Origin of the sequence: Sulfitobacter sp. M39 (assembly GCF_021735935.1) — a bacterium.
In the GTDB taxonomy this organism is placed as follows: domain Bacteria; phylum Pseudomonadota; class Alphaproteobacteria; order Rhodobacterales; family Rhodobacteraceae; genus Sulfitobacter.
Genome location: NZ_WMDZ01000001.1, coordinates 156,201 through 169,384, shown reverse-complemented (window position 1 = coordinate 169,384; position 13,184 = coordinate 156,201). Strand labels below are relative to the sequence as shown.

The window sequence follows — 13,184 nt, the reverse complement described above, 5'->3', positions numbered from 1 at the left end:
GGCCAGTGATCAACAAGGGACATTTGATATGACACGCCACGCCATCGGCACGCCGGAACAACTGCGCGACCCCAATTACATGCCGCCGCTGCATCGCGCCATTCCTTTGGGTGTTCAGCATGTGCTGGCGATGTTCGTGTCAAATGTCACTCCCGCCATCATCATCGCGGGCGCGGCGGGCTTTGGGTTCGGGTCGAATTCGCCCGACTTTCCCGAACTGCTGTACCTGATCCAGATGTCGATGCTGTTTGCCGGTGTCGCGACGCTGTTGCAAACATTGACGCTCGGGCCGGTCGGGGCAGGGCTGCCGATTGTGCAGGGCACATCCTTTGCGTTCATCCCCATCATGATCCCGCTGGTGGCGGGCAAAGGTGTCGACGGACTGGCTGCCTTGTTTGGCGGTGTGGTGATCGGGGGCTTGTTCCACGCGTTTCTGGGGCTGTTTATTGGCAAGATCCGCTTTGCATTGCCGCCGCTTGTCACCGGGCTGGTGGTCACGATGATCGGTCTGGCTTTGGTCAAGGTGGGCATTCAATACGCCGCAGGTGGGGTGCCGGCCATTGGCACGCCGGCCTATGGCAGCCTGCTGAACTGGTCAGCCGCGCTGGTGGTGATCTTTGTCACGCTGGGGGTCAAGTTTTTCACCCGCGGGATGCTGTCCATTTCCGCGGTGCTGATCGGGTTGATCGTGGGCTATATCTATGCGTTGGCCGTCGGTATGCTCAGCTTTGGCGATATCAGCGGATCATGGTCACGCTCCGCCGCCTTTGCACTGCCCAACCCGCTGAAATACGGGTTCGAGTTTTCGGCAGCCGCGATAATCGGCTTTTGCCTGATGGCGTTTATTTCGGCAATTGAAACCGTGGGCGACGTCGCAGGGATCACCAAAGGCGGCGCGGGCCGCGAAGCGACGGATAGCGAAATTCAGGGCGCGACCTATGCCGACGGGATCGGGTCAGCTGTTGCGGGCATCTTTGGTGGCCTGCCCAACACATCCTTCAGCCAGAACGTCGGCCTGATCGCCATGACAGGCGTGATGAGCCGCCACGTCGTCACCGTCGGTGCGCTGTTCCTGATCCTCTGCGGGCTGGTCCCAAAGGTCGGCGGCGTGATCCGCACCATCCCGATCGAGGTTTTGGGCGGCGGGGTTATCGTGATGTTCGGCATGGTCGTGGCCGCCGGCATGTCGATGTTGTCCGACGTGGACTGGAACCGCCGCAATATGGTGATCTTTGCTATCTCGATCTCGATCGGTCTGGGGCTTCAGCTGGAACCCGGCGCGGTGCAACACCTGCCCGACACGGCCAAGATCCTGCTGACCAGCGGTCTGCTTCCCGCTGCCCTGATTGCTATTGTACTGAACCTGCTTCTGCCCGAAGAACTGGCAGAGGAATCAACCGAGGAAGTCTCGGGCGGGTTGTCGGGCAGCTCTAAGGGTAAACTGCCGCATACACCCAAGACGCTACACTAAGGAGCCACCCCATGTACGATATGGCCGCCATTGGCGCTTGGATCGAGTTTGCCGTTCGCTGGGTGCATGTCATCACGGCCATCGCGTGGATCGGGTCGTCGTTCTATTTCATCGCGCTGGATCTGGGCCTTCACCGTGACCGCAACCTCAAAACCGGCGCGGACGGGGAAGAATGGCAGGTCCACGGCGGCGGGTTCTATCATGTGCAGAAATATCTGGTGGCCCCTGCGCAGATGCCCGACGATCTGATCTGGTTCAAATGGGAAAGCTATTCGACGTGGCTTTCCGGCTTTGCCTTGCTGATCCTGGTCTACTATCTCGGGGCGGAATTCTATCTTGTCGATCCCACTGTCGCAGAACTGGCGAACTGGCAGGCCGTGGGGATTTCCCTTCTGTCGCTTGGCTTTGGTTGGCTGGTTTACGACCAGATCTGCAAAAGCAAATTCGGCGATAACAACACACGGCTGATGATCGGCCTCTATGTGATCCTTGTGGGGATGGCCTATTTCTATACCTCGGTCTTTTCGGGGCGCGCGGCATTGCTGCATCTGGGCGCGTTCACCGCGACGATCATGTCGGCGAACGTGTTCTTCATCATCATGCCGAACCAGCGGATCGTGGTGGCCGACCTCAAGGCGGGGCGGGTGCCGGATGCGAAATACGGCAAGATCGCCAAACAGCGCAGCACGCATAATAACTATCTGACCTTGCCGGTCATTTTCCTGATGCTCAGCAACCACTACCCGCTGGCCTTCGCGTCGGAAATGAACTGGCTGATTGCGGCACTGGTGTTTCTGATGGGGGTCACGATCCGCCATTACTTCAACAGCCTGCACGCGCGTCAGGGCAATCCGACATGGACATGGGCGGTCACCGCGCTGTTGTTCGTCACGATCATGTGGCTGTCGACCGCGCCGATGTTCCGCAGCGTCGAGCCGGAAGAGGCCACCGGCCCCGCGCTGCGCTTTGCCCAGGCCGAAGGGTTTGACCGGGTGCATGACATCGTGCGTGGCCGGTGCAGCATGTGCCACGCCGCAGAACCCGCGTGGGACGGGCTGCTCTGGCCGCCGAAATCTGTCCGGCTCGAGACCGAACATCAGATCGCCAGCGCCGCGAAACAGATCTATTTGCAAGCGGGTGTGACCGATGCGATGCCCCCTGCAAACCTGAGCCATATGCAGGCCAGCGAACGGGCCGAGATCGTCGCTTGGTTCAATGCGGCCACACAGGATTAACCTCGCCGACGCGCGTTAACCAACCGTATTCGCGGCTTTCAGAATCGCGCGCCTCTATGCTAGGTTTAGCCGCATGGCGCATCCAAACCCCAATATAAGCGAAAATCGCCCGGTGATCCGGCAGCTCGACGACTCGGCGATTAACCGTATCGCCGCCGGAGAGGTCGTTGAACGCCCTGCCTCTGCGGTCAAGGAACTGGTCGAGAACGCAATCGATGCGGGCGCGCGGCAAATCACGGTGGAATATGCCGATGGCGGCAAGACGCTGATCCGCGTGACGGATGACGGCTGCGGCATCGCCGCGGACGATCTGACACTGGCGCTGTCCCGGCACGCGACATCAAAGATCGACGGGACGGACCTGCTGAACATCCACACCTTCGGTTTTCGCGGCGAAGCGCTGCCCTCGCTTGGGGCGGTCGGGCGGCTGACCATTTGCAGCCGTGTTGCCGGACAGGACGGGGCCGAGATTTCGGTCAACGGCGGCGTGACCGGCCCTGTGCGCCCTGCTGCGCTGAATGGTGGCACGGTGGTCACGCTGCGCGACCTGTTCTTTGCCACGCCCGCACGGTTGAAGTTCCTGCGCACCGATCGCGCCGAGGCGCAGGCGATCTCTGACATCATCAAGCGGCTGGCGATGGCGGAACCCTTCGTGCGTTTCACCCTGCGCGATGTGTCCGGCGATGGTCCGGGGCGCGAGGTGTTTCGCGCCGAGGCCGAACAGGGCGATATGTTCGCTGCGCTGCACGGGCGTTTGGCGCAAGTGCTGGGGCGCGAGTTTGCAGAAAACGCGCTTGCCATTGATGCCGAACGCGAAGGGCTGCACCTGACGGGCTACGCAGCCCTGCCGACCTATTCGCGCGGCTCTGCCGTGACGCAATACCTGTTTGTGAACGGGCGTCCCGTCCGTGACAAGCTGCTGGTGGGGGCGTTGCGCGGAGCTTATTTCGACCTGCTGAGCCGTGACCGCCATCCCGCCGCCGCGCTGTTTGTCGATTGCGACCCCAAGCTTGTGGATGTGAACGTCCACCCCGCCAAATCCGAAGTGCGCTTTCGCGATCCCGGACTGGCGCGCGGGTTGATCGTATCGGCGCTGCGCCATGCGCTGGCGGATGCGGGGCACCGTGCCTCGACCACCGTGGCGAATGCGACTTTGGGGGCGATGCGCCCCGAACAGCCCGGTGCGCGGGTGTATCAGATGGACCGCCCCTCGCTCGGGGCGCGTAGTGCGGCTTATCAGGCGCAAGCGCCCGAACCCGGCTTTGCCGAAACCGCCGGCATGTGGGGCCGTGTTGAAACGCCCCCCCAGTACGAGGCTGGCGGCTCTGACATCCAGCCCCACGACACTCAGAACCACGATGCACATGATGCACACACTCCCGCCGCCGAACCCGCGCCGGACTTCCCCCTAGGGACCGCGCGGGGACAGGTGCACGAGAATTACATCATCGCACAGACGGCGACGGGCATGGTCATCGTGGACCAGCACGCTGCGCATGAACGATTGGTCTATGAAAAGCTGAAACGCCAGATGGCCGAAAACGGTGTCGCAGCGCAGGCCTTGTTGATCCCCGAAATCGTGGATCTGTCGGCCTCTGACTGTGCGCGGCTGCTTGAGGTCGCGGATGAACTGGCGCGCTTTGGACTGGGGATCGAACCCTTTGGCGGCAGTGCGATTGCCGTGCGCGAAACGCCCGCGATCCTTGGCACAGTGGACGCCAAGGCGATGGTGGTGGATATCCTTGATGAGCTCGCGGATCAGAACGAAAGCAACACGTTACAGGCCCGGATCGAAGCGATCCTCAGCCGTGTGGCCTGTCACGGTTCCATCCGCTCGGGACGCTGGATGCGGGGCGAGGAAATGAACGCGCTGCTGCGGGAGATGGAGGCGACGCCCCATTCCGGCCAATGCAACCACGGCCGCCCCACCTATGTCGAGCTGAAGTTGAGCGATATCGAACGTCTGTTCGGGCGCACATGATCCAGCTTGGCGGTGAAACCTACGCGCTGACAGACCCTGCCATGCTGCTGCTGATCGGTGGCGGTTGCGTGGTCTTGCTGGTGCTAATCTTGCTGGTGATGGCCGTGCGGGCCGCGGGCCGGTCGGCGCGTGTTGCCGCGCCGTTGGCGCGACAGATGCAAATCTTGGGGGGCCATGTGCAACAGCTTGGCATGGGACAGGAACAACTGCGCGGTGGTTTGCAAACCGTGTCGGATACCCAAGCCAATGCACAAGCCCAGATGGTGCAAAGCATCGAGGCCCGCATGGCCCATGTGCAGCAACAAATGCAGGACCGGCTGGCAGAGAACGCGGCCCGCTCTGCCCGGTCCTTGGCAGAGATGCAGGAACGCATGAGCGCGACGCTTCACGGTTCCAGCAAGCAGACGACGACCAGCCTGACCCAGCTACAGGAACGGCTGGCCGCGATTGACAAGGCGCAGGACAATATCACCAAACTGTCAGGCGACGTGTTGTCGCTGCAAGATATCCTGAGCAACAAACAGACCCGTGGCGCATTCGGTGAAATCCAGCTGCATGATATCGTCTCTAAGGCACTGCCAAGTGACAGCTATACGATGCAGGCGACGCTTTCCAACGGCAGGCGCGCGGATTGTCTGATCCACCTGCCGAACCCGCCCGGCCCGATCGTGATCGACAGTAAATTCCCGCTTGAAGCCTACGAAGCCCTGCGCCGTGCCAAGACGGACTACGAGGTCAAGGATGCCGCCCGCGCTATGCGGGTTGCGGTCAAGTCGCATATTCAGGCGATCACCACGAAATACATCATCGAGGGCGAGACCGCAGATGGCGCGCTGATGTTCCTGCCCTCGGAAGCTGTCTACGCTGAGCTGCATGCGAATTTCCCTGAACTCGTCCGCGAAGGCTTTGATGCGCGGGTCTGGATCGTATCGCCGACCACTTGCATGGCAACGCTGAATACGATGCGCGCGATCCTCAAGGATGCGCGGATGCGGGAACAGGCAGGGGCTATCCGCAAAACGCTTAAGATGCTGCACCGCGATGTCGAGATCGTGGTCGAACGTGTTGGCAAGCTGAACACCCATTTCGGGCAGGCCCGCGCTGATCTTGAAGGCTTGGGCACGGCTGCTGAACGCGCGGGTAAACGTGCGGCCAAACTGGATAATTTCGATTTCGAAGAACTGTCAGAGCAGGATAAACGCGTTGTACCGCTTTCGCGCCCTGACAAACGGCCCTGACGGGCTATCTAAGCGAGGAGCCACGACAAGGGTGTCACAAAAAGTCGTAGTTAGTGTCTGATTAACTGCAACTCCTGTACCGTCCAGCCCGTGTATCCCCGAAACTGCCGATACAAACCTGACAGACTGGAAATTCTCGCCTTATGCCATTTGAAGCCATCGACCCGCCACAGAACCACTCTTTGGCAGGCCACCGAAAGATTGCCGTCATCGGCGCGGGTATTTCCGGCATGGGGGCGGCGCATATGCTGGGCGACGAGCATCAGGTGACCTTGTTCGAAAGCTGCCCCCGTCTGGGTGGCCACGCGCGCACGAAGATGGCGGGCAAGAACGGCGACCAGCCTGTAGATACGGGCTTTATCGTGTTCAACTACGCCAATTATCCCAACCTCGCCGCGCTGTTCAAAGAGCTCGACGTGCCGGTGGTCAAATCCAACATGAGCTTCGGGGCCTCCATCGATGGGGGGCGGTTGGAATACGGGCTGATGACGCTGGATTCGATCTTCGCGCAGCGGCGCAATGCGCTGAATCCGAAATTCCTGCGTATGTTGACCGATATCGTGCGGTTCAACAGCACGGCGACCAAGCTGGCGCAGGACCGTACGCTGACCATCGCCGGGTTCCTGGACAAGCTGGGCGCGGGTGAATATTTTCGCAAATACTACCTGACGCCGCTGTCGGGCGCGATCTGGTCGACGCCGGTAGACAAGATCATGGATTTCCCCGCCTATTCCATGATCGACTTCTTCGAGAACCACGCCTTGCTGAGCCACACAGGCCAGCACCAGTGGTATACGGTTGAGGGCGGGTCGCAGGAATATGTGAACCGTCTGGGGGCATCGCTGACAGCTAAGGGCGTCGACATTCGCCTTGGCACGCCGGTGCAATCCGTCCGCCGCACGCCCTTGGGCGCAGAGGTGAAAACCCACGGCACGGAATGGGAAGCGTTTGACGATGTCGTCTTTGCGAGCCATTCCGATGATACGCTTGCCCTTCTGGCCGACCCAAGCGCGGCAGAGCGTGCGGCCTTGGGCGCGGTGAAATACCAGCCCAACGACGTGGTGCTACATGCCGATGCCTCTGTTATGCCCAAGCTGCGCAAGACCTGGGCCTCGTGGATCTATGCCGAGGATAAGGGGCAGAGGTCTGACCGGATCGACCTGACCTACTGGATGAACTCGCTGCAACCGATCCCGATGGACGACCCGCATTTCGTGACGCTCAATACCAAGCGCCCGATCCGCGAAGAGCTGATCTATGATCAGGTCACCCTGCGCCATCCGGTCTATGATCTGGCTGCGTTGGCCGCACAAGAGCAGGTGCGCGCCTTCAACGGCACGCAGAACACCTGGTTCTGCGGCGCTTGGATGAAGCATGGCTTCCACGAGGACGGGCTCTCTAGTGCTGTTGACGTGGTGCAGGGGCTGCGGGCCAAGGCAAAGGTCGCATTGGCCGCAGAATGAGCGCCGGCGTCGATCATATCCGTGGTGTGACCTATCATGGGCGCAAGGGGGCGGTCGAAAACAGCTTTCGCTATTCGGTCGATTACGTGGTTCTGGATGCAGAGGCATCGTTGAAAACCCCCGCGTTGTTCGGGCGCAACCGCGGGGCCGTGACATCGCTGTGGGACGAAGACCACGGCGGCGCCAAAGGCGCGGGTCGCGGGGCCGCGTGGGTGCGCGAGGTTCTGGCGCAGCACGAGGTCACGGGCGTCGCGCGGATAGATCTGATGGCACAACCGCGCGTGCTGGGGCATGTGTTCAACCCTGTCAGCTTTTGGCTGTGCCACCGCGCGGACGAGGCGCTGATCGCGGTGATATCAGAGGTGTCGAACACCTTCGGTGATCGGCATAGCTATCTATGTCACCACGATGACCTGCGCCCGATCATGGCAGCAGATCATCTGCACGCGACCAAGATTTTTCACGTCTCACCGTTTCAGCCGGTCGAAGGGGGATACAGTTTTCGCTTTGATATCCGCGCCGACCGTATTGGTGTCTGGATCGATTATACCCAGTCCGAAGGGGGCTTGATCGCCACCCTGACGGGCAAGCGTCGGCCGCTGACGAACAGGGCAATCCTGTGGTCGCTGCTGCGGCGTCCCTTCGGGGCGCGGCGGGTGTTGGCCTTGATCCACTGGCAGGCGCTAAAGCTGTGGTGGAAGGGTGGCGGCTATCGCCCGCGTCCTGAACCGCCGGTGAAAGACGTGTCGGGCACGTGACCCGTTCGGCGCATCAACTGCCTGCCTACGCGCTGTTTGCGTCGCTTCTGGCGGCGGCGGGGCTGCCGATTTATATTCACGCGCCCAAGTTCTTTGTTGATGAATACGGGGTGTCTTTGGGAGCTTTGGGCACGGTGCTTTTTGCGCTGCGCCTGTTGGATGTGGTGCAGGACCCGCTGCTGGGGCGGCTATCGCAAGCCTTGCGTCACAGGCGCGGCATGGCGGTCGCCGTCGGTGTCGCCCTGATGGCTGTATCGATGTTTGCCCTGTTTGCAGTGCCGCCCTTGCTGCCGCCGCTGATGTGGTTCGCGCTGACACTGACAGGAGTGTTCTCGGCGTTCAGCTTTCTGACGATCTGCTTTTACGCGCAAGGGGTCGCCAAGGCTGCCCATCTGCCCGGGCGCGGGCATCTGGTGCTGGCGCGCTGGCGCGAGACGGGGGCGTTGTTGGGTGTCTGCGCGGCCTCGGTACTGCCTGTGATGCTGGGGCTGGTGATGGGGCCCCCGTTTACAGGGTTTGCCATCGGTTTTGCCGCGCTTGGTCTGGGCAGCGTTTTTGCCATGCGGGGCGAATGGCGCGGCGCGGATATCGCGGGTCCGACGGGGATCGCCGTGGTGTTGCGCGATCCGATTGCCCGTCGGTTGCTGCTGATCGCGCTGTTCAATGCGGCCCCTGTCGCGGTCACATCTACGTTATTTCTGTTCTACGTCGAAAGCGTGCTGCGTGCCCCGGGGTGGGAGGGGGCGCTGCTGTTGCTCTTCTTTCTTTCGGCTGCCGTTGCCGCCCCGCTATGGGGCAAGCTGGCAGAGCGTTTCAGCCCCAAACCCGTCCTGCTGTCCGCAATGGGCTTGGCGATCCTTGTGTTTGCAGGGACTTTGCTGCTGGGGGCAGGGGATGTGGCGTGGTTCGTGCTGGTCTGCATCGCCTCTGGCGCGGTGCTGGGGGCCGACCTGACACTGCTGCCCGCGATGTTCTCCGCGCGGATGGCGGTGGTCGCCCCGCAGGCCGCCGAGGGGTTCGGGCTGTGGTCGCTGGTGTCGAAATTCGCCCTTGCCTTCGCGGCGATAACGCTACTTCCCACCCTGCAGGCGTCCGGCTTTGACAGCGGTACGACGGGCAATGGACCGGTGGCAATCTCGACGCTCATATGGCTCTATGCGGGCGTGCCTTGCGGGCTCAAGCTGTTGGCCATCGGTTTTCTGGCCGCCACGCCGATGCAAAAGGATGATGAAGAATGATGGACATGTTGCAGTTTGTTCTGGGGGCCGCAGTGGTGGCCGCAATCTGGCTGGCGCGGCGGCGGATCACCGATTTCCCTGCGCAAAAGCCGTCGGATTATGCGGATGACTACACCGTATTTGACATGAAGAAACATCTGGACGGGGCGATGGTTTGCGAAGGCGTAATCTTTGGCCCCGCGGGGCGGGTCACCAGCAGCTTCGTGGCAGATTTCAACGTGACATGGGACGGCGACACCGCACGTATCGACGAACATTTCGTCTATGACGACAACACGACCCAAGACCGCACATGGACGATCACATTGGGCGAGACGGGGCATTTCACCGCTACCGCCCCGGACGTCAAAGGCACGGCCAAGGGCCGCAACGTCGGTGCGACGGTGCAGTCGAAATACACCATCAGGCTGCCCGATGACGTGGGCGGGCACCTGCTGAATACCGTGGACTGGATGTATCTGACCGGCGATGGCACGATCATCAACCGCAGTCAGTTCCGGAAATTCGGGGTGAAGGTGGCCGAATTGGTCGCCACCATCCGCAGAAAGGACGCAGCATGACCGAATGGACAGGAAAACGCTATTGGCTGATCGGGGCGAGCGCCGGACTGGGCGAAGCGCTGGCACATAAGCTGGGCCGACTGGGAGCCGAGGTCATCGTCTCTGCCCGGTCCGAAGACAAGTTGGCGGCGCTGGTCGATGAACTGCCCGTTTCGGCAAGCTACCAGACCATCGACGTGCAGGATATCGACAGCATCCGCGCCGCGGTCAAAGCCGTCGGGCCGGTGGACGGGGTTGTCTATCTGGCGGGGGCATATTGGCCCTTTGGGGCTAAGGAGTGGGAGCCGGAGCATGCGACCACAATGATCGATGTGAACCTCACCGGGCTGGTGCGCGTGATGGGCGAAGTGGTGCCGGATATGGTCAAGCGCGACGCGGGCCACATCGTGATCACCTCTAGCCTGACGGCCTATCGCGGGCTGCCAAAGTCTATCGGCTATACGGCGTCCAAGGCGGGCACCTTGTCCTTGGCGGAATGTATGCACGCCGACCTGCGCAAGACCGGCGTGAAGGTGCAGGTGATCAACCCCGGTTTCATCCGCACGCAGCTGACCGACAAGAACGACTTCAAGATGCCCTTTTTGATGGAGCCCGAGGCCGCCGCGCAGCAAGTGGTCGAACATATGAGCGGCAGCAGCTTTAAGAAAAGTTTCCCCTTCGGGTTCTCACTTTTCTTCCGGCTGGCGCAGTTCCTGCCCGACGGGATCTACTACCGTCTATTCGGGTGACCTGATCGGGCGAGTGATCCGCCCGATCTGATCGCGTCACACGGCAGCGCTGTGTTCTTCGAACAGCGCACGAGCCCGCGCCCAGACGGGCGAGGCACCTTCCGCCAGTGCCGAGAGCGTCGGCAGCAGCTGCGCGGCGTAGTCTTCAGAGCTTTCCAGCGGCAGCATCGACGGCAGGTTGTCAATCGCGGTGACATCCAGAGGTGGGGTGTCATGCACGCGCAAGGCGGGCTCTTCCCATGCGGTCGCGCGGTCATAGACCGGCACGGGGTTGAAATCGCTGTCGGGATCGCAGGCGATATCGCCGATCACCCGCAGCGCGCGATCCCTGTCCAGCGCGCTTTTGGGCACGAAAACCGGTGTTTGCGGTCCCGCCAGAATGCAGTTGAAAAACAGCACATGCTGCAAGATCTCGGGGAAGGGGCCGCCGTGGGCGGTTTCCTTCATATCCCATCCGGTGACCTTGATCCCCAGACGGTCGCAAAGATCGGCGGCACCGCTGCCCACTCGACCAAGTGCGCCGATGACCAGCGCGTCGGGCGTGCCAAGCCCGTCGATCTCTGCCGCGAGGTCGCGGGTCAGCGCATCGGCATTGGGGTAGGGGGTGATGGGGGCGACCGGCTGCTCACGGGTCTGGGCGGCCCAGCATTTGACGGCCACCGCCGCCCCCGCGAACCCCGCCCAATAGCCAAAGGCGGCGACGCGTCGGCCGGTCTCGTCCGTTAGATACTCAAGGTCCAGCAAGGTGCCGCCGCCCGCTTTGAATCGTTGCAGCAGGACGCGCCCCGCTGATTGGCCCTTGTAGGCGTGACCGAACATGATGTGCCGATGCACCAGCGGTGTGCCGTCCTCGGGCAGTTCCTTCAGCCCAAAGATGATCGCATCGGCAGGCGCGTCGGGCCAGCTGTTCTGTGGTGCGATGGTGCAGCCCGTAGCCGCATAGGCATCGGTCGCGATCACGCGGCTGTCCGAGGCTTCAACGGTGACGCGAAACCCCTGCGCCATCAACGCGGTAACCCCTTCTGGCGTGATGCCGACGCGGGTTTCATTGTCGCGCTGTTCGGCGCGAACCCATAGATGTGGCGCGGTCATAGCATCCCCTTGTCTTTCACCGCTGCCACGCTGGCGCGGGCGGTCATCTGCTGCATGAATGTCGTGATCTTGGGATAGGCCGCCGTATCCACGCCGTCGCCCTCAAGCCAGTTGCACACGACGAACAGATAGGGATCGGCAAGGCTGAAATCGTCACCCAACACATAGGGCCCGCGCAGGATATCGCTTTCGACAAAATCGGCACAGGCGGCCATGGTTTCGGGCACCTGAGCCGTCATATCGTCGAAGCTGGATTGTTGTCTGGCCCACCGCGATCCGCGCATCTTATGGGCATGGGCGACATGCATGGTCGAGGCGAGGTAGTACATCGCGCTGCGCATCTGTGCCGCGGCGGTCGGGTCCGTGGGGACCAGCCCGGCCTTGGGCGCAATGGCGGCGACATAGTCCAGCAGCGCGCCGGTTTCGGTCAGGATCGTATCATCCTCAAGTCGCAGCGCAGGCACGCGTCCCTTGGGGTTGATCGCCAGATATTCGGGTTTCGTCTGCTCTGCCGTGGCGAAATCGACGCGCACCGGCTGATAGGGCAGGGCGGCTTCTTCGATGGCAATCGCCACCGCGATAGAGATGGTTCCGGGCGTAAAATATAGCGTAAGCATCGTTTTGCCTTTCAGATATGGGTCTGCGCGACACGGCGTGCGGGGGTATCAAGATGGGGCACCGCGTTGAACAGCACCGGCGACCAGTGGCCGCCAATGGGGAACAGCCGGTGCATCGATGTGTGCATGATCGCCAGCGCGATGCGAGACATGGCCGGAATGCCCAGCCCCATCGCCTGCGCCATCACCATCGAGATCAGCCCCCCAGATGTCACGACCAGCGCCGGCCCGTCCCCGTCCGATATCTCTGATAGCACGGATTTGATGCGCCCTTCGAAATTGGCGTAGCTCTCGGGCGGGTTTTCGAGCCTGTCGCTTTTCCACGTCTCGAACACCAGCGGCAGGTGGTTGGTGAACCCGCCCTGTTCCGTGGGGAAAGGGATGCCGTGCTGCTGCTCCATCATGGTGGCGAGGGTGAAATACTCAAGCTCGTTCAGCCGCGCGTCGCGTATCGGTTCAAGCCCGGTGTTCATCCCCTCTGCCGTCTCGATATGGCGGCGCAGCGTGCCGGTATACAGCCGCGTGTGGTGGGTTTCGGACTGGCGCAGGTGGTCGCCCAGCCACGCGGCCTGTTCGTGGCCAAGCGGGCTTAGCTTGTCATAGCTGATTTCGTCCTTGGCCTGGGAATTTGCCTGACCGTGACGGATGAGGGTAATATGGGACATAGCGCGCCTTTTTCTGTTGCGCCATTGATAGGCAAGCCATGCGCGGGTGGAAAGCCTGCCCGCCCCTCGCATGTCGATTTTTTGCAAGCGGCCCCCCGCGTCGCGTATCGGAAACGCCGGTGGCGCAAAAACGGGGCA

General features: G+C 61.8%; 12 protein-coding genes. 9 read left to right on the top strand and 3 right to left on the bottom strand.

Annotated elements, in window-relative coordinates:
• Positions 1 to 28 precede the first annotated feature (28 nt).
• The 9 genes from GLP43_RS00810 to GLP43_RS00770 all read left to right on the top strand — a co-directional run bounded on the left by GLP43_RS00810 (position 29) and on the right by GLP43_RS00770 (position 10,672).
• A complete protein-coding gene (locus GLP43_RS00810; protein WP_237277823.1) occupies positions 29 to 1,471 on the top strand; it encodes a uracil-xanthine permease family protein in 1,443 nt (480 codons plus the stop codon).
• Between the two features lie 11 nt (positions 1,472 to 1,482).
• The gene (locus GLP43_RS00805; RefSeq protein ID WP_237277822.1) at positions 1,483 to 2,706 is read left to right on the top strand and encodes a urate hydroxylase PuuD; all 1,224 of its coding nucleotides are present in this window, start codon (positions 1,483 to 1,485) and stop codon (positions 2,704 to 2,706) included.
• A 73-nt stretch (positions 2,707 to 2,779) separates the two neighbouring features.
• The gene (gene mutL, locus GLP43_RS00800; RefSeq protein ID WP_237277821.1) at positions 2,780 to 4,687 is read left to right on the top strand and encodes a DNA mismatch repair endonuclease MutL; all 1,908 of its coding nucleotides are present in this window, start codon (positions 2,780 to 2,782) and stop codon (positions 4,685 to 4,687) included.
• Positions 4,684 to 5,925: a DNA recombination protein RmuC gene (locus GLP43_RS00795; RefSeq protein WP_237277820.1), complete on the top strand. Its 1,242-nt coding sequence runs from the start codon at positions 4,684 to 4,686 to the stop codon at positions 5,923 to 5,925. The genes mutL and GLP43_RS00795 overlap by 4 nt, the downstream gene beginning before the upstream one ends.
• A gap of 143 nt (positions 5,926 to 6,068) precedes the next feature.
• The gene (locus tag GLP43_RS00790; protein ID WP_237277819.1) at positions 6,069 to 7,388 is read left to right on the top strand and encodes an NAD(P)/FAD-dependent oxidoreductase; all 1,320 of its coding nucleotides are present in this window, start codon (positions 6,069 to 6,071) and stop codon (positions 7,386 to 7,388) included.
• Complete coding sequence (locus GLP43_RS00785) at positions 7,385 to 8,146, top strand: DUF1365 domain-containing protein (protein WP_237277818.1); 762 nt, start codon at positions 7,385 to 7,387, stop codon at positions 8,144 to 8,146. The genes GLP43_RS00790 and GLP43_RS00785 overlap by 4 nt, the downstream gene beginning before the upstream one ends.
• Positions 8,143 to 9,384 (top strand): MFS transporter, encoded by a 1,242-nt coding sequence (locus GLP43_RS00780; protein ID WP_237277817.1) that lies wholly within the window; start codon positions 8,143 to 8,145, stop codon positions 9,382 to 9,384. Before GLP43_RS00785 ends, GLP43_RS00780 begins: the two co-directional genes overlap by 4 nt.
• Positions 9,381 to 9,944 carry a DUF3833 family protein gene (locus GLP43_RS00775; RefSeq protein WP_237277816.1) on the top strand — a complete coding sequence of 188 codons (564 nt, stop codon included), beginning with the start codon at positions 9,381 to 9,383 and terminating at the stop codon, positions 9,942 to 9,944. The genes GLP43_RS00780 and GLP43_RS00775 overlap by 4 nt, the downstream gene beginning before the upstream one ends.
• Complete coding sequence (locus GLP43_RS00770) at positions 9,941 to 10,672, top strand: SDR family NAD(P)-dependent oxidoreductase (protein WP_237277815.1); 732 nt, start codon at positions 9,941 to 9,943, stop codon at positions 10,670 to 10,672. Before GLP43_RS00775 ends, GLP43_RS00770 begins: the two co-directional genes overlap by 4 nt.
• A gap of 36 nt (positions 10,673 to 10,708) precedes the next feature.
• Here the strand turns inward: GLP43_RS00770 and GLP43_RS00765 are convergent, their stop codons facing one another.
• Genes GLP43_RS00765 through GLP43_RS00755 form a run of 3 tightly spaced genes read right to left on the bottom strand, consistent with a single transcriptional unit; the run spans position 10,709 to position 13,046 of the window.
• Complete coding sequence (locus tag GLP43_RS00765) at positions 10,709 to 11,764, bottom strand: saccharopine dehydrogenase (protein ID WP_237277814.1); 1,056 nt, start codon at positions 11,762 to 11,764, stop codon at positions 10,709 to 10,711.
• On the bottom strand, positions 11,761 to 12,381 hold the full coding sequence (locus GLP43_RS00760) for a glutathione S-transferase family protein (RefSeq protein WP_237277813.1): 621 nt from the start codon (positions 12,379 to 12,381) through the stop codon (positions 11,761 to 11,763). Before GLP43_RS00760 ends, GLP43_RS00765 begins: the two co-directional genes overlap by 4 nt.
• Positions 12,382 to 12,392: 11 nt before the next feature.
• Entirely contained in the window at positions 12,393 to 13,046 is a 654-nt protein-coding gene (locus GLP43_RS00755; protein WP_005850200.1) for a histidine phosphatase family protein, read from the bottom strand.
• Between the last annotated feature and the right edge of the window lie 138 nt (positions 13,047 to 13,184).